The organism is Pseudonocardia tropica (assembly GCF_040105315.1).
Classification (GTDB): Bacteria; Actinomycetota; Actinomycetes; order Mycobacteriales; family Pseudonocardiaceae; genus Pseudonocardia; species Pseudonocardia alni.
Map to the genome: position 1 here is coordinate 194300 of NZ_JBEDNP010000004.1, position 22793 is coordinate 217092.

Below are 22793 nucleotides of genomic sequence, written 5' to 3' on the forward strand. Positions count from 1 at the left end.
CGGCGGGCACCGCCGCGGCCATCGGCGCCGGCAGCGCGGCGAGCGCGGTCCGGAGCACCCGCGCCGGGCGCACCGCACCACCGGGGATGATCATCAGGGCACCCCGGGGCTCTCCCGCTCGGCGGTCAGGAGAGGTGGTGGCGCTCCTGCAGCGCGTAGACGGGGGTGTCGATACCCGCCTCACGCGCCTTGAGCTGCAACGCCAGGTACAGCGAGTAGAACCGGCTCTGGTGCAGGTTGCCGCCGTGGAACCACAGGTTCTGCTGCTGGGTGGGCTTCCACATGTTGCGCTGCTCGCCCTCCCAGGGACCGGGGTCCTTGGTCGTGTCCGAGCCCAGACCCCACACCTTGCCCACCTTGTCCGCGACGTCCTGGCCGACGATGTCGGCGGCGAGGCCGTTCATCGACCGGTAGCCGGTCGCGAACACGACGAGGTCGGCGTCGAGCTCGGTGCCGTCGGCGAGCCGCACCCCCTTCTCGGTGAACTCCTGCATCTGGCCGCGGACCAGCTTCACCTTGCCGTCGGCGACGAGCTCGGCGGCACCGACGTCGATGTAGTAGCCCGAGCCGCGGCGCAGGTACTTCATGAACAGACCGGAGCCGTCGTCGCCGAAGTCCAGCTCGAACCCGGCCTCCTCCAGGCGCCGGTAGAAGTCGGCGTCGACCTCGCGGGCCTTGTCGTAGGCGGGCTTCTGGAAGGTGTGCATGATCCGGTACGGCAGCGACGCGAAGATCATGTCGGCGGTGTGGGTGTCCACCCCGGCCTTGATCGCGCGCTCGGAGTAGAGGTCGCCGAGGCCGTACTCCATGAGCGTGTCGGACTTGATGATGTGGGTGGAGGAGCGCTGCACCATGGTGACGTCGGCGCCCACCTCCCACAGCGCCCCGCAGATGTCGAACGCGGAGTTGTTGGAGCCGATGACGACGACCTTCTTGCCCTTGTAGGCGTCCGGGCCGGGGTGCTGCGAGGAGTGCTGGACCTCGCCGCCGAACTGCTCCTGCCCCGGGAAGTCGGGGAGGTTGGGCTTGCCGGAGACGCCCAGCGCGATCACGAGCTGGCGCGGGCGGAGCGTGACCTGCTCGCCCGCCCGGTCCACGACGACCGACCAGCGGCCGGTGGCCTCGTCGAAGTCCGCGGAGTGCGCGGTGGTGGAGCTCCAGTAGTTGAGCTCCATGATCCGCGTGTAGAACTCCAGCCAGTCGCCGACCTTGTCCTTCGGCGCGAACACCGGCCAGTTGTCCGGGAACTTCAGGTACGGCAGGTGGTCGTACCAGACCGGGTCGTGCAGGGCGAGGCTCTTGTAGCGCTTGCGCCAGGAGTCCCCCGGGCGCTCGTTGCGCTCGACGATGATCGTCTCGACGCCGAGCTGGCGCAGCCGCGCGCCGAGCGCGATGCCGCCCTGTCCGCCGCCGATGATCACGACCTCCGGGTCGCGGGTGTAGCCGAGCTCGGCCAGCTCGTTCTCCCGGCGCTCCTTCCAGGTGACCCGGTCGGGGTTGGCGCCGTGCTCGGTGCCGAACGGGCGGTTCTCCCGCATCGGCTCCTCGTGGCCCTTGAGCTCGTCGAGGGTGGTGAGGAAGGTCCACGCCTTCCCGTCGACGATCCGGGCGTGGCCGGAGCCGCGCCCGACGGCGGTCTCGAAGGTGAACCAGGCGTCGGTGACCCCGTCCGCCTCGCTCGGCTCCTTCGACAGTTCCCAGTGCGACGGGTCGGTCGCGTCCAGGGTGTGGGTCAGCAGGTCGCGGACGCCGTCGTGGTGCTCGACGGTCCTCATGTTCCAGGTGAACGCGACCAGGTCGCGCCAGTAGCTCTCGTCGGCGAACAGCGCGACGGCGCGGTCGATGTCACGGGCGGACAGGGCGTCGGAGAAGGCGGTGAGCCAGCCCTCCGCGGTCGTACGTGCCGCCGTCTTCTCCTGCGTGGTGGTCACGGGAACCTCCTGCGAGCGGTTCGCCACGACCGGGGCGGCGCTCGCCGTCCTGCCGCGGTCGTCGGGGCAACGGAGGTGAGTGAACACCACGCGCGTGATCCACGACACCGGTTGCGGGGAGGTTGCAACTCCTCCCCACCGCGGCAGGACGGGGGCCTCAGGCGAGGTCGGGCCGCAGCGGGCTCTTCTCCCCCGCCTCGACGGCCACCTCCAGGGTGTTCCCGGCGGGCGGCAGCGGGCAGGTGGCGTGGGCGGTGAACGCGCACGGCAGGTTCACCACCCGGTTCAGGTCCAGCTCCAGCGTCCCGTCCGGCGCCGGGTCGTCGGTGCGCAGGATGCGGCCGCCGCCGTAGGTGGTGTCCCCGGAGGTGGCGTCGCGGAAGTGCAGCGACAGGCCGCCGTCCTTCCCGGCCAGCGCCACGAGCCGCTGCGGAGCACCGGCCCAGGTGAACGCGACCTCGCCGACCGCGGTCGGGAAGTGCTGCAACCCGGCGACGACGGCGTCGACCGTCACCGTCCGCGGCGCGTCGTAGGGGGTGAACACGGCGTCGACGACGGCGGCCGGGTCGTAGGGCCAGGCGGGCACCCCGGTGAACGCGGTCCGGGTGAGGGCCTGCGGGTCGCGCACGCGCAGCGCCCACGAGTCGGTGCGCCGCGCGATCTCGACGACCCGCTCCCCCACCGCGACCATCACGCCGGGGGCGCCGTCGACGGGCCGGACGTGCGCGGTGCCGTCGAGCGGCCCGGTCGCGCCGGGCAGCACGACCCCGTCGGCCGCGACGGCGGTGACCGCGACCTCGTCGGGTCCCGCGGCGCGCCAGGTCCCGGGCAGCCCGGGGACCGTGTCGACCGGAGCGCCGTCCGCGGTGCTGTCGGAGGTGCCGAGCCAGTGCAGAGCGGTCAGCGACAGCCAGCCGTGCGGCTCGCGGAGGGTCTGCTCGCGCGCGGCACGCCACGCGTCGTGGGCGGAGAGGGTGCTCGTCATGTGGGGGCAACACCACACCCGGGCGGAGGTGTTCCCCGGTGCCGGCGGCTCAGTGCACGCGGCGGCGGACCGACTCCGGGTCCGGGCGGGTCAGCGCGGTCACCCCGGCGAGCGCGACGAGTACTCCCGCCAGCGCCGCCCCCTCCCAGCCGGGCCGGATCCGGTCGCCGAGCAGCGCGATCCCGACGAGGCCGGGCACGACCACCTCGGTCACCGACAGCACCGCCGTCGCCGGGCCGACGGCGCCGTCCTGCAGGGCGCGGGCGAAGGCCAGCACCCCGAGCACGCCCATCGCGACGACGCCGTACACCAGCGGGTCGAGCAGCAGGCCGCCCGCGGTCTCCCACCGGAGCGGTCCGGGGTGGATCGCGCGGACGGCCAGCGCCGTGCCGCCGAAGCCCAGCCCGGCCAGCAGCGCCAGCAGCATCGGCCGCCCGGCCCGCCACACGAACGGGGCGGCGGCGAGGATCAGCACGAACGACACCAGCAGGACCGGGGTGGCCACGGGGGGCAGCGCGTCCGGGCGGTCCGGCGCGGCGCTCGCGGCCACCACGACCAGCCCCGCCAGCACCGCGACGACCGCCCACCGGTCGCGCCGGACGAGGTTCCACGGGTTCCAGCCGTGGTCGGCCAGCGTGGTCAGCGCGATCGCGCCGGCCAGGATCGACTGCACCGCGAACACCGGCAGGTACCGCAGCGCGACGACGGTGAGCACCCAGGCCACGACGTCGGCGAGCAGCCCGGCCAGGAACCACGGCTGCAGCCACACCGGGCGCCCGTACTTCGCCAGCCTGCTGCCGCGGGCCTCCCAGAGGGCGGCGACGGTGTTGCCGACCATCGCGGTCGCGGCGATCAGCAGGGCGAACAGTGTGGTCATGTCCGGGCCCATCCTGCCCGCCCGCGGGACGACCTGCTCCGGACACGCCGATCGGCGCCCGCGGGTGTGGTGGCCGGTGCCGGGCGTGCACACTCGGCCCATGCGCATGCGGTTCGGCCCGGACTCCGACGACGAGTTCCACGCGGCCGCCCAGGAACTGCTCGACGGGTTCGCGGCGTGGCTGGCCCAGAACGAGGTGGTCGCCGAACCGATGTCGGCGGAGCTGCTGCTGCAGTACAAGTGGCTCGCCGGCGACGGCGATCTCGCCGAGTGGCCGCTGGAGCACATCGAGACCTTCCTCGACGGCTGGTGCCCGCACGTCGTGCTGGAGCACCGGCTGCCGGTGCGGCTGGTGCCCGCCAGCGTCGCCGCGTTCGTGGAGTTCCTCGACGAGCGCGGGCTGCTCGCCCCGGGCTCGCCGCGGCCGTCGCAGGTGCGGCGGCTGTGCGGCCGGTACGTCGAGGAGTACGACGAGCTGGAGGCCGGCGCCGGGTCGCCGCTGCTCACCGAGCTGGGCGACGACCCGGACCCGGTGCGGATCCCCTCGCCCGCCGACCGGGCGGCGTCCGCGGCGCAGGCCCGGATCCTGCACGACGCGCGGACGCTGGCCGGCTGGTGCGGCCCGCGCGGCCGCTCCCTGACCGCGACGGGCAACCTGCGCCTGGCCGACGCCCGCGAGCTGGTCGGCCTGCTCGGCACCGGCGACGAGCCGGACCGCGTCGCCCGCCTCGACCGGTCGACCCGGCTGCGGACGCTGACCTGGGTGCTGGAGACGAGCGTGCGCGCCGGTGCCGTCCGGCGGGAGTCGGGGCGGCTGGTCGCGGTGCCGCGCTTCGCCGGGCTGGACGACACCTCGGCGCACGAGGACCTGGTGCTCGCCGCCCGCGAGGTGGGCGCGCTGTCGACCGGCTGGCCGCACGTCGCCGCCGAGGACACCGCGGACCCGGACCTGCCCGTCCGGGAGGCCACGCCGCCCCTGCTCGACGACACCGCACCCGACGCGGACGTGGTGTTCACCGGGGAGGTCGACGACGAGGCGATCGAGGCGCTGCTGCGCGCCGAGGGCGGTCCGTCGTCGGAGGACGCGACCCCGGCCCTGCTGTTCCTGCTGCGCCACGTCGACGACGGCGTCGACCACGACGACCTGCGCCACGCCCTGGACGTGCTGCTCGACTGGACCGAGGACGCCGACGGGGACACCGACGTCGCCTCGCTCCGGACCGCGACGCTGCTGGAGCAGCTGGAGCGGCTCGGGATGGTCGCCTGGACCGGGTCCCGCCACGAGTCCGACGGGGCGGACGAGGTCCGGGTCGGCGGGATCGTGCAGCTCACCCCGGGCGGGGTCGCGTGCGCGCTGCTGCTGCTCGCCGCGGAGGACCTGCACTACCCGACCCGCCCGGACCCGGCGGTCGCCTCGGCCGCCGAGATCGTCGAGCTGGCCGGGGAGGTCCCGCCCGACGAGTGGCGCCGCGACATCGACGCCTGGCACGCCGCGCAGCCCGATCCGGCGCAGGCGGTGGCCGAGTTCGTGGCGGCGGCGCTCGCACCGGGACAGACCCTGCTCGTCGCCCTCACCGCGACCGGCGTGGCCGCGGACCGCTTCGGCGCCGAGGCCGTCGACACGCTGCTGCACGACCACCTCGACGGCCCGCACCGCGGCATGGTGGCGCGCCGGCTGGTCGCGCGCGGCGAGCTCGACGCCGACGCCGTCGAGCCGGAGCTGCTGCTCACCGCCTCGATCGACGTGCTGGCCGTCGCACTGGACACCGTCGAGGCCGAGGACTGGCCGGACGCGTTCGCCGCCGAGTTCCCGCCCGAGGCCCTCGAGGTGTTCGACGCCGTGTGGCAGCTGGACCACCCGCGGGTCGGCGAGGTGCTGGCCGCACTCGGCGAGCACCACCCGGACGCCGCGGTGGCCACGGCGGCACGCCGGGCCCGGGAACGCTGGCGCAGCAGGACCGGGGGCGCCTGAGCCGTCGGGCGCAGCCGCTCGCCGCGGACCCCGCCGCATGCGAACATGTGTTCGTGCGCGGCCTGGCCACCATCCTGCACGCCGACCTGGACTCGTTCTACGCGTCGGTCGAGCAGCGTGACGACCCACGCCTGCGGGGGCGGCCGGTGGTCGTGGGCGGCGGCGTCGTGCTGGCCGCGAGCTACGAGGCGAGGGCGCACGGCGTGCGGACCGCCATGAACGGCCGCCAGGCGCGGGCGCTGTGCCCGCAGGCGATCGTCGTCCCGCCGCGGATGGCGGCCTACTCCGAGGCGAGCCGCCGGGTGTTCGCGCTGTTCCGCGACACGACCCCGGAGGTCGAGGGGCTGTCGATCGACGAGGCGTTCCTGGAGATCGGCGGCCTGGCGAGGATCGCGGGCACGCCCCGCGAGATCGCCGCGCGGCTGCGCGAGCGGGTCGCCCGGGAGGCGGGGCTGCCGATCAGCGTCGGCGTGGCGCGCACGAAGTTCCTCGCCAAGGTGGCCAGCGGGGCGTCGAAACCGGACGGGCTGCTCGTCGTCGACCCGGCACGGGAGCGGGAGTTCCTGCACCCGCTGCCGGTGCGCAGCCTGTGGGGCGTCGGGGCGGTGACGGCGGGGCGGCTGCACGAGGTGGGCGTGCGGACCGTCGCCGACGTCGCCGCGCTCGGCGAGGCCGCACTCGTGTCCTACCTGGGACCGGCCGCGGGGCGGCACCTGCACGCGCTCGCGCACCTGCGGGACCCCCGCCCGGTGGACACGCACCGGACGCGCCGCTCGATCGGGTCGCAGCGGGCCCTGGGCCGCCGGCCGCGCACCGACGCCGAGCTCGACGGCATCCTGGCCTCGACCGTCGACCGGCTGGCCCGGCGCCTGCGCGCCCCCCGCGGGTCCGACCGCGACGAGCCGGACGAGACACTCGACCCGCTCGGGGCCGCGGGGGGCGGGCGGGTCTGCCGCACCGTCGTGCTCCGGGTGCGGTTCGGCGACTACGCGCGGATCACGCGTTCGCACACGCTGCCGGTCGCGACCGCGCACACGCCGACGATCCTGTCCGCCGCCCGCCGGCTGCTGCGCGACGCCCTGCCCGACATCCACGCCCGCGGCATCACCCTGCTCGGCCTGTCGCTGACCAACCTGGACCGCGACGACGCCCTGCAGCTGGAGCTCCCCCTCGACGCCCACGCCGGACCGGCCCTGGACACCGCACTCGACGCCGTCCGCAGCCGGTTCGGCTCGGCCTCGGTCGGCCGCGCCAGCCGCCTCGGCCACGACGAGGGACTGCAGGTACCCCTCCTCCCGGAGCACGAGTGATCGTCAACCCGAGGTTGACGAACGCATCTCGTCAACTTACGGTTGACGCATGACGTCACCGACACCGCTGGGCGGCACCGTCCGCCTCGACGACCTCATCCACGCCATCACCTCGGTCCACCAGGACCCGCTGGAGCAGCTCTCCGACGCCGTGCTCGCCGGGGACCACCTCGGCGAGGTCGCCGACCACCTCATCGGCCACTTCGTGGACCGGGCCCGCCGGGCCGGGGCGTCGTGGACCGACATCGGCCGCAGCATGGGGGTCTCCAAGCAGGCCGCGCAGAAGCGGTTCGTCCCCCGCCCGGACGCCCCGGAGAACATGGCCCAGGGCTTCGAGCGCTTCACCCCGCGGGCCCGCAACGTCGTGGTCTCCGCCCAGAACGAGGCCCGCACCGCGGAGAACGACCGGATCACCCCGGCGCACCTGGTCCTCGGCCTGCTCGCCGAGCCGCAGGGGCTGGCCGTCGCGCTGCTGACCGGGCTGGGCACCGACACCGCGGCGCTGCGCGAGGCCGCCGTCGCCGCGCTCCCGGAACGCGCGACGACGGTGCCCGCCCTGATCCCCTTCGACCCGGCGGCGAAGAAGGCCCTGGAGCTGACCTTCCGGCACGCACTGCGGATGGGCCACAACTACGTCGGGACCGAGCACATCCTGCTGGCACTGCTGGAGCAGGAGGACGGCGACGGTGTCCTGACCCGGTCGGGCGTCGACGGCGAGCGCGTGGAGCAGGCCGTCACCGAGGCGATCGCCGCGATGACCGGGGGCGGGGCCGGAGAGAGCTGACGGCGGAGCCGTGGTGCGCCGGGCGCTGCAGCGGCCCTGTCGACCGGGGCCCGGTGGCGGCCGCGCCGGACAGGCCTCCTCGTCGGGAACCGCCGGGGCAGGCGGGCGGTTCCGGGACGGACCCACCCCGCGGCACGTCACGGCGGGGAGGGATCGTCCGCAGCCACCGGGGCGGGCCCCGGACGGGCTCAGGTCGCGAGCTCGATGCTCCCCCGCACCGACTCCGGTGCCCCGTCGGACCCGGCGGCGACGTCGATGCGGTCCCCGTCCGGGGTCCCGCCGACCCAGACGTCGGCGCCGGCGAAGGCGGGTGCGGTGAGGCGGTACTCGAAGCCGCGGACGAACGTCGTCGGGCGGTGGCGGCGGGCGATCTCCAGGCCGAGCAGGGCGAACAGCGGACCGTGCACGACCAGACCGGGGTAACCCTCGACGCCGGTGGCGTAGGGCAGGTCGTAGTGGATGCGGTGGGTGTTGTAGGTGAGCGCCGACATCCGGAACAGCAGCTCCGGGCCGGTCGGCACGGTGAAGGCCCACTCGTGCCCCGGGCGCGGTGCCGGGTCCGGCGCGACCGTGCCCCGGACGGTGCCGGCCGGCTGCGAGCGGTAGACGATGTCCTGCTCCTCGACGCAGAGCAGCGTGTCGCCGCGGCGGAACTCCGCCCGCGTCGTCACGAACGCCATCTCGCCGCTGCGGCCCTGCGTGACCCGGACCGGGCCGAGCTCCTGGCGGCGGGTCACCGGGTCGCCGACCCGCCACGGGGCGTGCCAGGTCAGGCGTCCGCCGGCGAACATCCGTCGCCGGTCCGGGACCGGCGGCAGGAAGTGGCCCTCGCGGAGGTGGCCGTCGTCGCCGAGCGCGGACATCGGCGGGATGTCGAGGAAGGCGAGCCAGTGCCACAGCGGCGGGAGCGGGTCGCCGTCGGCGGCGACCGGGTCGAGGTCGAGCAGCCCGGAGAACGCGGCGACCGCCCACGGGGTGGCGGTGTCGGTACCGACGAGCGGTCCGGGGGCCCAGCCGTCGAGAGCGGCGGCCAGGTCGGCGGGGGCGTTCCCGGGGCCGGTCACGAGGCGACCTGGTAGCGGGTGTGCTGCAGGATCGTCCAGGCCACCAGCGCCGGGTTGTCCACCATCGGCACGTGCCCGACGCCGGGGAGCACCACCAGCTCGGCGCCGGGGACGGCGTCCATCATCGGGCGGCCGTAGCGGCCGTAGGGGATGGTGCGGTCGGAGCCGGACCAGGCGATCCGCACCGGGCAGGGCAGCTGCTCGAACGGGGCGATCGCGGTGTCCATCCGGGCCGCGGACAGCAGCGGCTCCAGGATGGTGCAGCCCGCGAGGTCGTCGAACAGGTCCGCGACCTCCTCGGGGGTGTAGCGGTCGGTGTGCTCGGCCAGGGTGAGCAGCAGCAGCCGCCGGATCACCCCGCACGAGGCGAGCGCGCGCACCGGTGCCCACCCGGCGAGGAGCGCCCCGATCCGGAAGGTGGCGAGCAGGCGGTACAGGTCGGCGGGGACCGACCAGGCCCCGGCCGGGGACAGCGCGACGACCGAGCGGGCCCGTCCGCGGCGGGCCATCTCCAGCGCGGCCCAGCCGCCGAGGGAGTTGCCGACCACGTGCGGCCGGTCGGGCACGCCGATCGCGTCGAGCTGCTCGGTCAGACCGCCGACCAGCAGTTCGACGCTGAACTCGCCCTCGGGCATCGGCGGGCCGTCGCGGTGGCCGGGCAGGGTCACCGCCCAGACCTCGTGGTGCTCCTCGAGCATGGGCAGCAACGGCGTCCAGGCCCGCCACGAGGAGGTGACCCCGTGGAGCAGGAGCAGCGGCTCCCCGGAGCCGCCGACGTGGTACGCGCTCATCCGAGGATCATGGGTTCCGCGGCCCCGGGGTGCAGCGCGAGGACCTCCGCGAAACCGCCGGCCAGGCAGCGGGCGAACTCCTCGCGGTCGGTGATGGCGGCCGCGTCGATGTTCGCGCCGACGCAGCACTGGTCCCCGTGGGTGACCGCGGAGATCATCGCGGCGCAGCCGGGCAGCGGCGCGAACGGGTAGACGCGGTCGATCCGGGCGCCGCAGAGGAAGGCCTCGGACCGCAGCCCCGGCACGTTCGACGCCTGGAGGTCGTTGCCCTGCGTCGACCCGCCCGCGACCAGGGTCAGCAGCGGGCCGGGCAGCCGGGCGAGCAGCGGCGCGACGACGTCGGGGCTCTCCAGTGCGGGCTCCTCGCGGGCGGCACGCATCTGCTCGCCCACCTCCCGGATCCTCCGGGCCGGGTCGGCGACGCCCATCGGCGCGGCGAGCCGGGCCGGTGCCCAGCGGTTGCCGCCCGCGGCGTCGCCCTCGCGGCGCACCGACACCGGCACCGAGGTGCGCAGCGTCGCGTCGCCGGTGACCGGGTGCCCCATCGCCTCGTGGTAGAGCCGGAACCCGCCGAGCAGCGAGGCGACGAAGGCGTCGTTGAACGAGCCGCCCACCGACCTGCCCGCCGCCCGCAGGTCGGCGAAGTCGACGTCGAGCGCCACGAACCGCCAGGACATGCCACGCGGGCGCAGCAGCTCCGAACCGACGCCCGGCGGCGGGGACAGCACCCGCAGCGCCGAGTCGAGGTAGCGGGCGGTGTCGCGGACCGCCGAGAGCGGGTGGGCCAGCGCGCCGACGACGTCGCGGGCGGCACGGGCGGCCGCCGGGACGATCCCGGCCTCGCGGCGGACGAGCCGGTCGACCTCGGCGAGCGGGTCGGGCGAGGTCGGCTCGGGCGCGTCGGGCTGCGGCTTGGTGTCGTCGTGCTCGCGCTTGCGGCTGTGCAGCTGCGACAGGAGCTGGACCACGCCCATGCCGTCGGTGAGCACGTGGTGCAGCTTGAGCAGGAACGCCGCGCGCCCGCCCGGCAGCCCCTCGACGAGCATCGCCTCCCACGGCGGTCGCTCCCGGTCGATCGGGGTCATCATGAACTGTTCGGCGATCGGCGCCAGCTCCGGCCAGAACCCCGGTCCGGCGCCGGGGATGCGCACCCGTCGCAGGTGGTAGTGCAGGTCGAACGCGACGTCGTGGATCCAGTACGGCGTGCCGAGCCCGCCCAGCGGCTCCCGGATGCGCTCGCGGAAGCGCGGGACCATCCGCGTCGCCCAGTCCACGGCGGCGACGAGCCGGTCCCGGTCGGGCTCGGCGTCGAGCAGCTCGACCGCCAGGACCGGGGACCGGAAACGGGGGTCGTCGCCCTCGGCCCGCCACATCATGACCTCGAACGGCGACATCTCGCGGGCCGAGCCCCAGCCCGCCGGGGAGTCGCTCACGCCGGGTCCTCCTGGTTGTCGTCGCCGCGGTCGTACTGCTGGGCGATGCGGCGCTCCGGCCACGCGGCGAGCGTGTCGAGGAACCGGCCGCGGACCTCCTCGGCGTACTTCCCGGCGTCCTCGGGGACCCAGGACGAGGTGTCCACCGGGGGCAGGACGGCGACCTGCACGGTGCCGCCGCGCAGCGTCTGGGCGCCGCGCCACATGATCTCCCCCGCGTTGCGAATGACCACGGGCACGATCGGCACCCCGGCCTGCATCGCGATGTGGAACGCGCCCTTCTTGAAGGGGCCGAGCCTGGGCGTCGGCGAGCGTGTGCCCTCGGGCGCGATCGCGAGCGAGATCCCCTCGTCACGCAGCTTGTCGACGGCCGGCTGCAGCGCCGCCCGGGCGGCGCGGGAGTCGGAGCGGTCGATGAACGCGACGTCGGCGGCCCAGAACAGCTGCCCCCACACGGGGATCTGCGCGGCCTCCTTCTTCGCGACGCCGGTGAAGCTCTCGCGCAGCAGCTTCATCAGCACCGGCACGTCGAACTTCGACTGGTGGTTGAACACGAACACGCACGGACGGGCGGAGTGGAGGTACTCCGCGCCGGTCACCTCGACGTCGATGCCGGCCAGCCCGAAGCCGACGTCGGCGCCGACCGAGCCCGCCATGTCGACGAAGCGGCGCCGCGAGCCGTGCAGCAGGCCGGCCCCGGCGGCGGCGGCCAGCCCGGCGGCCATGCCGCCGTAGAAGACCGCGGTGCGGGCGACGTCGGCGACACTGGGGAACAGCCCGCCGCGGGGCGCGCAGTCCAGGACCGGCCAGCCCCTCTCGCCGGCGAGCGCGCGCAGCGAGTCGGTCGGTGACACCGCCACCGGGTGGCCGACGGCGGACAGGAACTCCGCGTCCTCGGTGCCGTTGGCGTAGCCGAAGCAGCCCGCCAGGTCGACACCGTGCGCGGCGGCGTCGGCGCGGACCGCCTCGGCCTTGCCCGCGCCCCACAGCGAGGTGCCCGCGACCCGGCCGGTGAGCACACCGTCGCGCACCTCCAGCTCGGTGCACAGCACCCGGTCCGCGCCGAGCTCGTCGGCCATCGGCTGCACCTGGAACCGGGTGGCCGAGGACGCCATGACGACCTGGTGGCCCTGCTCCTGGTGGGCGGCGACCAGCTCCCACACCTCCGGGTGCAGCGAGCCCGCGATCTCGTCGCGGAACAGCGTCCGTCCGAGGGCGTGGAGCTCGTCCTCGCTGCGGCCCTTCCAGGTCGCGAGCGTGATGGACAGGAACTCCTTGAAGTCGTCGTCGGTGCGGATCCCGCGCATGCCCGACAGCACGGTGCGCACCAACTCGACCGGCCCGACGTCGAACTCGCGCAGCCGTCTGCGGTAGAAGGCGCCCGCGGAGTAGCCGTCGATGACGGTGCCGTCGTAGTCGAAGTACGCGACCGTCCCCGGTCCCGGCTCCGCCTCCCGGACGGCCCGGAGCCGGTCCCGGGTGTCCCCGACCGGCGTCCCGTCAGCTGGCGACACCCGTATCCCCTTCCGCACGCTGCTTCGCCCCGGCGGGCGGGACGGCCGGCGTCGCCGCCGCCCCGGGCGGGGTCCCCGCCGACGGCTCGCCGGAGCCGAGGACCACCTCCAGGCGGGCGCGCTGCAGCTCGCCCAGCCGTCCCAGATCGTGGATCACCGCGGTGACCTCCGCCAGCCAGGCCGCGCGCCGCTCGCCCAGGGTCGCTCCGGCCGTGCCGGACTCCGGTTCGCCGAGCAGGTCGCGGTTGTCGGCCTGGCGCACGGCGGTGGCGTACAGCTCACGCGACACCGAGTCGGCGCGGTCGACCCGCTGCTGCAGCAGCATCTGCCAGCCGACGCCCAGGCAGTCCTCCAGGAACTCCTTCTCGTGGGTCATCGGCTCCTCGCCCAGTGCGACGAGCCGGTCCGCGACGACGAGCTGGGCGTCGAGGAACGACCGCAGCACACCCGGTGCGACCAGCAGCGGCGCCTGGCGCAGCGCGCCGCGCACGTCGGACGGGTTCGCCGCGCGGGTCCGCCACTCCGGGTCGACAAGGTCCAGCTCGGCGATGATCTCGGCACGGAACTCGCGGCGGGTGGAGAAGAAGAACTCGAACTTGAGCAGGTCACGCAGCCGGGCCAGCTCGCGCCACGCGACCTCGACGATGTCCTCGCCCGCGTCGGCGTCGCCGACGCGCAGCAGCGCGACCTCGAGCATGGCGCGGTTGAGCAGGTGGTGCAGCGCGCCGTTGCGGTAGAACGCCGCGACGTGGTGGCGGTCGGTGCTGACGGCGAACACCGGCTCGGTGCCGGCGTCGTAGACGGTGACGACACCGGCCTCGGCGAGCCGGTCCAGCGTCATCCGCAGACCGTGCCGGGTCCGCAGCTCGGCGATCGGCACCGGGATCCCGCGCGCCTCCAGGTAGTCCGCCAGCGGCGCGACGACCTCCCGGACCTGCTGCAGGGTCAGCGCCCGGTCCTGCGCCCAGAGCAGCGCGAACGTCGCGAGCGAGGTCGCCGTCGCCGGGGTGACGCGGTTGATGCCCGCGCACACCCGGAACGCGACCTTCTCCAGCTGCGCCCGGCCGGGGCCGGCGTCGGCGAGGGCGCGGCGCAGGGCGAACGGCTCGGCGAAGCGCACCCGGGCGGTGCCGATGTGGCGGCGCTGGTCGCGGAAGTAGCCGTACAGCCAGCCGAGCCCCTCGGCCTTCTTCTGCCCGCCGCGCTGCTCGGCGGCCATCGCGCCGACCTCGTGCAGCTGGTCGTAGACGATGGACACCGGGACCAGCACGGCGTCGAGCTCCGGGCGCTCCTCCAGCGCGGAGACCAGGTAGCGCAGCAGCCCGATGCGCGGCTTGCGCAGCTTGCCGGTGCGGCTGCGGCCGCCCTCGAGGTACCACTCGAGGTTGAAGCGCTTGGCCAGCAGATGGCCGAGGTACTCGGTCATCGCCGCCTTGTAGACGGTGTCGCCGCCGAAGCTGCGGCGGATGAACACGATCCCGGCCCGGCGGCCCAGCGACCCCAGCGGCCAGAACGACAGGTTGTTGCCGCCGAGCACGTGGTTGCGCGGGAAGTTGCGGTCGTGCAGGACCTCGGCGAACAGCAGCGGGTCGGCGTAGGACCGGTGGCTGGGCAGGAACACGAGCGCGTGCTCCTTGTTGAGCTCCCGCAGCCGCTCCAGGCCCGACTCGTCGACCTGGACGTCCCAGGCCTTCGCGTGCATCGGGCTCATCACGGCCCGGAAGGCGTCGATCGCCGGCGGGCTCTGCACGGCCGCCATCTCGTGCAGGCACGACTCCAGGTCCCGCTCGATCTCGGCGGAGGGCTTCCCGGTCCGCGCGGCGAGCGCCTCGACGAGCCCGGGGAAGCGGGCCGAGGAGGTGATCTGCTCGACCATCCGGCGCGGCACCTTGTACCGGTCACCGAGGACGCGGCGCTCGGCGCGGTCGCAGGCCAGGATCGCCTGCCGGGCGACGAACCGGGTGAACCCGTCCGAGCCGGGCCTGCCGGTCTCCTGCGCGACGAACCGGGACACCAGGTCGGCGACGGTCGCCGGATCCCCCGTCACGACCCGGGCCGCGTCCGGGCGGTGCTTGACCATCGACGGGTGCAGCGGCGACCAGGCCATCCGCATGACCGCGGACGTCGCCAGGCCGGTGAGCTTGCGGACCGGGCCGCTGTCCTCCGGCTCGGGGGTCAGCCACGCGACCCGGGCCGGGACGATCACCGTGCCGGCGCCGTGCAGGGCCTCCCCCAGCGCGGACGGCACCTCGCCGTTCGCGCCGAGGCCGACCACGGTCGCGGCCGGGTGCTCCTGTTCGGCCCAGCGGCGCAGGATGCCGCGCTCGGTGTGCGACCGGGCCTGGGTGACGACGACCTCTCGTCCGCCGGTGAGGTCGTTGTTCGTCATGGAGGCCCCCTGTCGGCACGCCCCGCCGCGGTGCGGCGCCTGGGGGGTCAACCTAGTTACCCGCCGGTTGGGTAACAACCCGACGCGGCGGGTCCCGGCGAACTCACACGATCTTGTACGCCTCGGTGAGCACGTCCCGCAGGATCTGCTCCATCTCGTCGAACTCGGCCCGGCCGGCGATCAGCGGCGGCGCCAGCTGGATCACGACGTCGCCGCGGTCGTCGGGGCGGCAGTACAGGCCCGCCTCGAACAGCGCCCCGGGCAGGAACCCGCGCACCAGCCGCTCCCGCTCCTGCGGGCCGAAGGTCTCCCGGGTGTCCCGGTCGCGCACGAGCTCGATCGCCCGGAAGTAGCCGTCGCCGCGGACGTCGCCGACGATCGGCAGGTCACGGAGCCGGTCGAGGGTCGCGCCGAACGCGTCGGCGTGGGACAGGACGTTGCCGTAGAGGTCCTCGCGCTCCATGAGGTCGAGGTTCGCGAGCGCGACGGCGGCAGAGACCGGGTGCCCGCCCCAGGTGTAGCCGTGCGGGAACGTGACGCCGGGGGCGAGGAACGGCTCGATCACCTTCTCCGAGGCGATCATCGCGCCCAGCGGCCCGTAGCCCGAGGTCATGCCCTTCGCACAGGTGATGATGTCCGGGACGAACCCGAACTTCGCGCTGGCGAACGGGACGCCGTGGCGGCCGAAACCGGTGATCACCTCGTCGGCGACGAGCAGCACGTCGTGCCGGTCGCAGATCTCGCGGACCCGGGCGAAGTACGACGGCGGCGCGGTCAGGCAGCCGCCGGAGTTCTGCACCGGCTCCAGCACGACCGCGGCGACGGTCTCCGCGCCCTCGAACGCGATGGCCTCCTCGATCCGGTCGGCGGCCCAGCGGCCCAGGGCCTCCGCGTCGCCGTCGAACTCGGGGTGACGGTAGAGGTTGGTGTTGGGCACGCGGAACCCGCCGGGCGCCAGCGGCTCGAAGTCCTTCTTCATCGCGGGCAGCCCGGTCACGGCCATCGCCCCGTGCGTGGTGCCGTGGTACGCCGTCGCCCGGGAGATCACCTTGTGCTTGAGCGGGCGGCCGCGGAGCTTGAAGTACTGCTTGGCCACCTTCCAGGCGCTCTCGACGGCCTCACCGCCGCCGGAGGTGAAGAAGACCCGGTTCAGGTCGCCGGGGGCGAGGTGGGCGAGCCGCTCGGCCAGCTCGGCCGCGGGCGGGGTCGTGTAGCCCCAGACCGGGAAGAACGCCAGCTCCGACGCCTGCTTCGCGGCGACCTCGGCCAGCTCACGCCGCCCGTGCCCGGCCTGCACGACGAACAGGCCGGCGAGGCCGTCGAGGATGCGGCGGCCGCGGTCGTCCCACAGGTGCACGCCCTCGCCGCGGGTGACGACCGGGATCGGGTTCGCGCCGTCGCGGCCGTGCATCCGGGCGAAGTGCATCCAGAGGTGCCGGCCGGCGGCGTCGGCGTGCGGCGAGAGGGCGGGCGCGTCCGGGGTGGCGCCGGCCTCGGTCCGGGTCGTGTTCTCGACGGCGGTCACGGTGGGCTCCCTCGGTAGCGGCGCGGTACGCCTCCGATCGTCGGCGCCGCGGCCACTCCGGTCAGGGATACGATCCGTATCGTCCTGGGCGTCGCGACCGACGGAGTGGATCCCGGTGCACCCGACCATCGCCGACGTGCTGGCCCGTCCGGAGGTCCGGGCCGGCGCACCCGCCGTACGGGCCGGGCGGGCGGCGCTGGGCACCCCGGTGCGCTGGGTGCACGTCAGCGAGGTCGCCGACCCGGCCGGGACGCTGCCGCCGGGGGTGCTGGTGCTCTCGGTCGGGGTGCCGGTGGCCGACCCCACCACCGTCCCCGCCCGCTACGTCGACGCGCTGCGGGCCGCCGGGGCGGTCGGGCTGGTCGTGGAGATCGGGCGGCAGCTGCCGTCGCTGCCCGCCGGGCTGGTGCAGGCCGCCCGGGCGGCCGGGTTCCCGCTGGTGGAGCTGCGGCGCACGGTGCGCTTCGCCGAGATCGTGGCGGGCGTCCTGGGGCAGGTCGCCGCCCGCCGCGACGACGACCCCGGGCCGCCGGGCGTCGAGGCCGCGTTCCGGTCGCTCGCCCTGCACCGGGTGCCGCCGGGGCGCGTGGTCGACGAGCTGGCCCGCCGGATCGACGCGCCCGTGGTGTGCGAGGACCTCGCGCACCGGGTGCTGCTCACCGCGGGCGGTCCGGACCTGCGGGACTGGGCCGCGCGCTCGCGGCTGGCCGGGCCCGCCGGGCCGGAGGGCTGGGCGATCGCGCCGGTCGGGCGGCCCGGCGCGCGGTGGGGGCGGCTGACGGTGCCGTCCCGGCCGACGCCGGGCACCGCCCACCGGGTCCGCGCACTGCTCGACGCCGCCGCGGACGCGGTGTCGCTGCTCGACCCGGACCCGGGGGTCCTGCTGCGGTCCGCCCGCGACGCGCTGGTGGCCGACCTGGCCGCGGCGGTGCCGTCCGACGCCGGACGGCTGGCGGTGCGGGCCCGGGCCGCCGGGCTGGACGACGCGGGCCCGCTGTCGGTGGTGGCGCTGCGCCCGGCAGGCGACCACGACCCGGAGCGGGCCGTCGCCCCGGAGGAGGCCGTCGACGCGGCGCTCGCCGTCGTCGCGCCGGGGGCGACGGTGGTCTCCCCCGCGCCCGGGGAGCTCGTGGTGCTCGTCCCCGGCGACGGCGGCCCGCTGCTCGCCGGGCTGCCCGCCACGGTGGCCGCGGCGACGGCCGGGCCCGGCCCGTTCGCCGCGCTGCCGGACCTGCTGCGCCGGGCCCGCGACGACGCGGCCGCGCACGCCACGACCGGCGGCCGCGGCCCCGTCCGGGTGCCCGCGCTGCGCGGGCTGGTGCACCGCCTCGGCGACGACCCGGCCCTGCTCGGCTTCGCCGCGGACGTGCTCGGCCCGGTGACGGCGCTGCCCGCCGGCGCGCGCACCGACGCCCGGGACACGCTGTGGGCCCTGGTCGAGGCGGGCGGGGTCGTCACCGACGTCGCCCGCAGGCTCGGGGTGGGCCGCCCCGCCGCATACGCCCGGCTCCGCCGCCTGTCCGGCCTGCTGGGCCTCGACCTCACCGACCCCGAGGTGCGGACGGCGCTGCACCTCGCCCTGCTGGTCGACGCCCGCGCCGCCGCTGAGCCCGCCGCTCGGGGCCGGCGACGGCCCCGTCCTTGAAGTCCGGCACCGTCGGCCGGTCGACCTCCGACACCGTGGTCCCGGCGGGCCCGTACCGACAGTGCGTGTGTGAGCCGTAACACCGCGTAGATCGGGGCCGAGGGGGCCACATGGACCTCCGACGGGTCACCGGCTACCTCGCGCTCACCCTGCTCGCGCTGTACTGGCTGTGGGTGCTCACGCGCACCGCCCCGGTGCTGCGACGAGGCTGCCGCGACCGGCCGCTGCGCCTCCGGCTGACCCTGCTCCGGACGGCCGCGGTCGGCTGGACGGCGCTGTTCGTCGCGACCGTGCACTTCTGGGCGACGTCGTGGTGGCACGTGCTCGTGGCGCTGCCGGTCGCGCTCGCGGGCGGGATCGGGTTGCAGCGGGTGCACCGGCGCCTGGTCGCCCCGCCCCGGCACCGCGTCGCACTGGCCCGGCGGGTCCGCCGCACAGGCCACTTCCAGGTCATCCGCCGCCCCGGGTCCCCCGGACCGCACCGGCACGCGGCCGTCGAGGTCGCGCCGCGGCGCTCCCGGGACGTCCGCGACCCGGCGTGGCCGTCGGGTCAGCCCGCGGCGCCGACCGGCGTGCGGTCCTCGGGGTCGTCCTCCTCGGCGGGCTCGGCGGCCGGGTCACCGACCAGCTCGCCGTAGACGACGGTGAGGGCCTCGGCGATCCGCGCCCGGTCGAACCGCGACACCGCACGGTCCCGGCCCGCGATCCCGAGCCCGGCCCGCAGGGCGTCGTCGCCGAGCACGCCGCGCAGGGCGACCGCCAGCTCGGCGGGCCGGGCCGGTCGCACCAGCATCCCGGTCACCCCGTCGACGACGACGTCGCGCAGCCCGCCGACGCCGGTCGCCACGACCGCCCGCGCGCAGGCCATCGCCTGCAGGACCGGCCCGACCCCGACGTCGTGCTCCGGGGCGGCGACCACGACGTCGGCCGAGCGCAGCAGCCGCGGCAGCAGGCCACCCTCGACCGGCCCGACGAACCGGACGCGCCCGGCGACGCCGGCCTCACGGGCGACGCCGAACAGCCGCGCGCGGTCGGGGTCCGGGTCCGCCGCGCCGCCGGCGACGAGCAGCTCGGCGGCGCGGATCCGGGCCAGGGCCCGGATCACCGTGTCCATCCCGGCCCCGTCGGCCAGCGAGCCGAGCGCGACCAGCCGCGGCCGGTCGCCCCGGCGCAGCGCCGGGCCCTCGGGGGTGAAGGCGTCGGTGTCGACGGCGGTCGGCACCGTGCGCAGCGCGGCCCGGGGCACCCCGCGGCGGAGCAGGGCGGTGTGCTGCTCCTCGCTGGAGGCCAGCACGCGGGCCACCCCCTGCGGCGACCCGGTACGGGCGGCGGGGACCGCGGCCGGGCCCGGGCCGTCGGCCGGGTAGACCTGCACGACCGGCACCCCGGTCGCGACGGCGACGGCCCCGGCGCGCGGGCCGATGGCGTGCACCACCTGGGGCGGGTCGTCGGACCACGCCGCGGCCAGTGCGGTGTCCTGCCCGGCGTCCCACGGCTGCACCCGCAGTGCGCCGCCACCGGCCGGGGCGGTCAGGTCGGGGTCGTCGGGCACGTCGGTGAACACCCGGACCGTATGACCGGCGGCGGCCAGCGAGGCGGCGGTGACACCCGCGCCGCACGTTCGCGGGACCTCGGGGGTGCGGATGACGGCGATGCGCAAGCGGATCCTCCACGTCGTGCTCGCGGCTGCGGGCACGCGCAGTTGGCTCTACGCGTCGGACCCGTGACCGTACCCGTTCCGGCCCGTCCACGGGTGGGGGACCGCGGGCGTGTGCGAAGCGGGCACATCGGGTAACCGGGTCGCGTCGGGCGGGCCGGCCCGGCAGGACGCGGAGGGGGCGGGGCCGTGACGGCGCAGTCCTGGATCCTGAGGGTGGAGCCCGACGCGGCGGCGTGCCGTACGGTCCGGCACGAGCTGACGCGGTTCCTGACCCCGCTGGTCGACGACCTGACCGTGGACGACGCGACGCTGGTGCTGCACGAGCTGGTCGCGAACGGCGTCGACCACGCGCACACCCCGATGCTGGTGACCGCCCGGGTACGCGACGGCGCGGTGCGGCTGCGTGTGCGCGACGGCTCGGTCGTGCGCGGACGCGAGCAGCCCCACGACCCCACCGCCACCCGCGGGCGCGGGCTGCAGATCGTCGGCCGGCTCTCGCAGCGCTGGGGGGTGCGCCGGCACCGCGGCGGCAAGACGACCTGGGCCGACGTCGGACCGGCCGGCGCCCGCCCGGCCCCGGACCTGCACCTGGTGCGCCCGGCCTGACCGACCCGGACCTGCACCTGCTCCGACCGACCCGCCCGGTCCGGTCCGGTCCGGTCCGGGGCGGGTCCGGTGCGGGCGCCGCGGCGGGGGTCAGGCCCGGGCGGACAGCCGCGCGCCCTCGGACCGCGGAGCCAGCCCGAGACGCTCGACCAGCTCGGTCGTCGCCGTCGACCGGTTGAGGCAGTAGAAGTGGATCCCGGGGACACCCTCGGCGAGCAGCCGCTCGCACAGCTCGCCGGTGACCTCCATGCCCGCGGCGCGGAACGCCGCCGTGTCGCCGGAGTAGGGCGCGAGCCGCTCGACGAGCGCCGCCGGCAGCGGCGAACCGGACAGCTCGGGCCCCTTGTGGAAGGTCTTCTCCGAGGTCAGCGGCATGATGCCGGGGATGATCGGCTGGTCGAACCCGGCCGCGGCGACCCGGTCGCGCAGCCGCAGGAAGCCGTCGGGCTCCAGGAACAGCTGGGTGACGGCGAACTCCGCCCCCGCCCGGAACTTCCCGACGAGCCGCTCGGTGTCGGCGTCGAGGTCGGCCGAGCGCGGGTGGCCGTAGGGGAACGCGGCGACCCCCACGCAGAACGGGCCCGACCTCTTGATCAGCGCGACGAGCTGGTCGGCGTACTCGAGCCCCTCGGGATGGGCGACCCAGTCGCCGAGCGGGTCGCCGGGCGGGTCCCCGCGCAGCGCCATGATGTTGCGGACGCCCGCGGCGGCCAGCGACCCGATCACGTGGCGCAGCTCGTCGGTCGAGTGCGAGACGGCGGTCAGGTGCGCCATCGAGCAGAGCGTGGTGTCGGTGGCTATCCGCTCGACCGTCCGGACGGTGCGGTCGCGGCTGGAGCCGCCCGCGCCGTAGGTCACCGAGACGTAGGCGGGGTCGAGCACCTCGAGGCGGCGGACGGCGCGCCACAGCTCCGCCTCGCCCTGGTCGTCCTTCGGCGGGAAGAACTCCACCGCGAAGAAGGGTCGGTCGACGCTGATCCGTTCGGTCACCGTGGATGCGGAGCTCGTCGTCACGGCGTCGACCTTACGGGGCGCGCCGCCCGCCGGTGGCACGCCGACGGCCGCCCGGCGCACCGGGACGGTCATGACGTGCACCACCGTGGATCGACGGGCCGGGTCCCAGGAGCACCGATAGCCTGGTCGTCGTGGCCGATCCCGTCTCCCCCGTGTCCGCACCGTCCGGTCCGTCCGGGTCCCCGGGCCTGTCCACGGCAGGCCCGGCTCCACTGGACGACGCGCTGCCCCGGCACGTGGAACGGGTGCTGGCCGGGTACCTGGACCGGCGCCGTACCGAGGTGCTGGGCATCGACCCGGTCGTGGTGCAGGCCGCCGACGCGCTGGCCGGGTTCGTCCTGGGTGGCGGGAAGCGGCTGCGGCCCACCTTCGCCTGGTGGGGCTGGCGCGGTGCGGGCGGCGACCCGGCCGACCCGCACGCGCAGGGGGTGCTGAGCGCGATCGCGTCGCTGGAGCTGATCCAGGCGTGCGCGCTGGTCCACGACGACCTGATGGACGCCTCCTCGACCCGGCGCGGCCGGCCCACGGTGCACGTCGAGTTCGCCCGGACGCACGCGGCGAACGGCTGGTCGGGCCCGCCGGCCCGGTTCGGCGCCGCCGTCGCGATCCTGGTCGGGGACCTGGCCCAGGTGTGGGCCGACGACATGTTCCACGCCGCCGCGCTGCCCGAGGGCGCCCACACCCGCGCCGCCGAGCCGTGGCGGGCGATGCGCACCGAGGTGCTGTCCGGCCAGTACCTCGACGTGCTGGCCCAGGCCTCCGGGGACACCGCCGAGTCGACCGCCCTGACCATCGACCGGTTCAAGACCGCCGCCTACACCGTGGAGCGGCCGCTGCACCTGGGTGCGGCGATCGCCGGGGCCGACCCGCGGGTCGTCGCGGCCTACCGGCGCTACGGCGCCGACATCGGCGTCGCCTTCCAGCTCCGCGACGACCTCCTGGGGGTGTTCGGCGACCCGCGGGTCACCGGCAAGCCCGCCGGGGACGACCTGCGCGAGGGCAAGCGGACCCTGCTGGTCGCCGCGGCCCTGCAGCGCGCCGAGCAGCGCGGGGACCGGGCCGCCGCCGACGTCGTCCTCTCCGCGCTCGGCGACCCCGACCTGGACGCCGCGAGCCTGGACCGGGCCCGCTCCGCGCTGTCGGAGCTGGGTGCGGTGCAGTCGGTGGAGCAGCGGATCGCCGCGCTCACCGGCGCCGCCCTCGACGCGCTCGACTCCGCACCGGTCGCCGAACCGGGCCGGTCGCACCTGTTCGAGCTGGCCGAGCGCGCGACCCGGCGGGCCTGGTGAGCGG

At 75.8% G+C, this 22793-nt stretch carries 18 protein-coding genes; 7 read left to right on the plus strand and 11 right to left on the minus strand.

Translation table 11 applies throughout. From position 1 onward, the window contains the following. Positions 1-125: 125 nt before the first annotated feature. The 3 genes from WHI96_RS08770 to WHI96_RS08780 all read right to left on the minus strand — a co-directional run bounded on the left by WHI96_RS08770 (position 126) and on the right by WHI96_RS08780 (position 3793). Entirely contained in the window at positions 126-1931 is a 1806-nt protein-coding gene (locus WHI96_RS08770) for an NAD(P)/FAD-dependent oxidoreductase (protein ID WP_345652370.1), read from the minus strand. Between the two features lie 157 nt (positions 1932-2088). Beyond that, complete coding sequence (locus tag WHI96_RS08775) at positions 2089-2916, minus strand: DUF1684 domain-containing protein (RefSeq protein ID WP_345652368.1); 828 nt, start codon at positions 2914-2916, stop codon at positions 2089-2091. 49 nt (positions 2917-2965) lie between these two features. After that, a complete protein-coding gene (locus WHI96_RS08780; RefSeq protein WP_345652365.1) occupies positions 2966-3793 on the minus strand; it encodes a hypothetical protein in 828 nt (275 codons plus the stop codon). A gap of 100 nt (positions 3794-3893) precedes the next feature. Between WHI96_RS08780 and WHI96_RS08785 the strand changes: the two genes are divergently transcribed. Genes WHI96_RS08785 through WHI96_RS08795 form a run of 3 tightly spaced genes read left to right on the plus strand, consistent with a single transcriptional unit; the run spans position 3894 to position 7859 of the window. Next, a complete protein-coding gene (locus tag WHI96_RS08785) occupies positions 3894-5765 on the plus strand; it encodes an amino acid adenylation domain-containing protein (RefSeq protein ID WP_345652362.1) in 1872 nt (623 codons plus the stop codon). Between the two features lie 47 nt (positions 5766-5812). After that, entirely contained in the window at positions 5813-7075 is a 1263-nt protein-coding gene (dinB, locus tag WHI96_RS08790) for a DNA polymerase IV (protein WP_345652359.1), read from the plus strand. A gap of 49 nt (positions 7076-7124) precedes the next feature. After that, positions 7125-7859: a Clp protease N-terminal domain-containing protein gene (locus tag WHI96_RS08795; RefSeq protein WP_345652356.1), complete on the plus strand. Its 735-nt coding sequence runs from the start codon at positions 7125-7127 to the stop codon at positions 7857-7859. A gap of 188 nt (positions 7860-8047) precedes the next feature. Here the strand turns inward: WHI96_RS08795 and WHI96_RS08800 are convergent, their stop codons facing one another. The 6 genes from WHI96_RS08800 to WHI96_RS08825 all read right to left on the minus strand — a co-directional run bounded on the left by WHI96_RS08800 (position 8048) and on the right by WHI96_RS08825 (position 16575). Continuing rightward, a complete protein-coding gene (locus tag WHI96_RS08800) occupies positions 8048-8923 on the minus strand; it encodes an HTD2 family dehydratase (protein WP_345652353.1) in 876 nt (291 codons plus the stop codon). Further along, positions 8920-9714, minus strand: a complete 795-nt coding sequence (locus WHI96_RS08805; RefSeq protein ID WP_345652350.1) for an alpha/beta fold hydrolase — start codon at positions 9712-9714, stop codon at positions 8920-8922. Before WHI96_RS08805 ends, WHI96_RS08800 begins: the two co-directional genes overlap by 4 nt. Then, positions 9711-11147, minus strand: a complete 1437-nt coding sequence (locus WHI96_RS08810; RefSeq protein WP_345652347.1) for a wax ester/triacylglycerol synthase domain-containing protein — start codon at positions 11145-11147, stop codon at positions 9711-9713. Before WHI96_RS08810 ends, WHI96_RS08805 begins: the two co-directional genes overlap by 4 nt. Continuing rightward, complete coding sequence (locus WHI96_RS08815; protein WP_345652344.1) at positions 11144-12661, minus strand: HAD-IB family hydrolase; 1518 nt, start codon at positions 12659-12661, stop codon at positions 11144-11146. The genes WHI96_RS08810 and WHI96_RS08815 overlap by 4 nt, the downstream gene beginning before the upstream one ends. Continuing rightward, a complete protein-coding gene (locus tag WHI96_RS08820) occupies positions 12648-15050 on the minus strand; it encodes a glycerol-3-phosphate 1-O-acyltransferase (protein WP_345652342.1) in 2403 nt (800 codons plus the stop codon). The genes WHI96_RS08815 and WHI96_RS08820 overlap by 14 nt, the downstream gene beginning before the upstream one ends. Before the next feature lie 103 nt (positions 15051-15153). Further along, positions 15154-16575, minus strand: a complete 1422-nt coding sequence (locus WHI96_RS08825) for an aspartate aminotransferase family protein (RefSeq protein WP_345652339.1) — start codon at positions 16573-16575, stop codon at positions 15154-15156. A 115-nt stretch (positions 16576-16690) separates the two neighbouring features. Between WHI96_RS08825 and WHI96_RS08830 the strand changes: the two genes are divergently transcribed. After that, positions 16691-18220, plus strand: a complete 1530-nt coding sequence (locus WHI96_RS08830) for a PucR family transcriptional regulator (RefSeq protein WP_349302357.1) — start codon at positions 16691-16693, stop codon at positions 18218-18220. 110 nt (positions 18221-18330) lie between these two features. Beyond that, complete coding sequence (locus tag WHI96_RS08835) at positions 18331-18858, plus strand: hypothetical protein (protein ID WP_345652333.1); 528 nt, start codon at positions 18331-18333, stop codon at positions 18856-18858. On the opposite strand, the gene WHI96_RS08840 is transcribed toward WHI96_RS08835, so the two are convergent. Then, positions 18771-19880 (minus strand): glycosyltransferase family 4 protein, encoded by a 1110-nt coding sequence (locus WHI96_RS08840; RefSeq protein WP_345652330.1) that lies wholly within the window; start codon positions 19878-19880, stop codon positions 18771-18773. The genes WHI96_RS08835 and WHI96_RS08840 overlap by 88 nt on opposite strands. 186 nt (positions 19881-20066) lie before the next feature. On the opposite strand from WHI96_RS08840, the gene WHI96_RS08845 reads away from it, so the two are divergent. Then, complete coding sequence (locus WHI96_RS08845) at positions 20067-20486, plus strand: ATP-binding protein (RefSeq protein WP_345652327.1); 420 nt, start codon at positions 20067-20069, stop codon at positions 20484-20486. Between the two features lie 90 nt (positions 20487-20576). Here WHI96_RS08845 and WHI96_RS08850 read toward each other — a convergent pair whose 3' ends face one another. After that, entirely contained in the window at positions 20577-21476 is a 900-nt protein-coding gene (locus WHI96_RS08850; protein WP_345652907.1) for a methylenetetrahydrofolate reductase, read from the minus strand. A gap of 212 nt (positions 21477-21688) precedes the next feature. On the opposite strand from WHI96_RS08850, the gene WHI96_RS08855 reads away from it, so the two are divergent. Further along, positions 21689-22789 carry a polyprenyl synthetase family protein gene (locus WHI96_RS08855; protein ID WP_345652905.1) on the plus strand — a complete coding sequence of 367 codons (1101 nt, stop codon included), beginning with the start codon at positions 21689-21691 and terminating at the stop codon, positions 22787-22789. Positions 22790-22793: the final 4 nt, after the last annotated feature.

Bases quoted from the DNA above. Each gene is read 5' to 3' on its own strand.
- WHI96_RS08775 (WP_345652368.1), bottom strand. From the start codon at position 2,916: ATGACGAGCACCCTCTCCGCCCACGACGCGTGGCGTGCCGCGCGCGAG.
- WHI96_RS08780 (WP_345652365.1), bottom strand. From the start codon at position 3,793: ATGACCACACTGTTCGCCCTGCTGATCGCCGCGACCGCGATGGTCGGC.
- WHI96_RS08785 (WP_345652362.1), top strand. From the start codon at position 3,894: ATGCGCATGCGGTTCGGCCCGGACTCCGACGACGAGTTCCACGCGGCC.
- WHI96_RS08795 (WP_345652356.1), top strand. From the start codon at position 7,125: ATGACGTCACCGACACCGCTGGGCGGCACCGTCCGCCTCGACGACCTC.
- WHI96_RS08805 (WP_345652350.1), bottom strand. From the start codon at position 9,714: ATGAGCGCGTACCACGTCGGCGGCTCCGGGGAGCCGCTGCTCCTGCTC.
- WHI96_RS08820 (WP_345652342.1), bottom strand. From the start codon at position 15,050: ATGACGAACAACGACCTCACCGGCGGACGAGAGGTCGTCGTCACCCAG.
- WHI96_RS08835 (WP_345652333.1), top strand. From the start codon at position 18,331: ATGGACCTCCGACGGGTCACCGGCTACCTCGCGCTCACCCTGCTCGCG.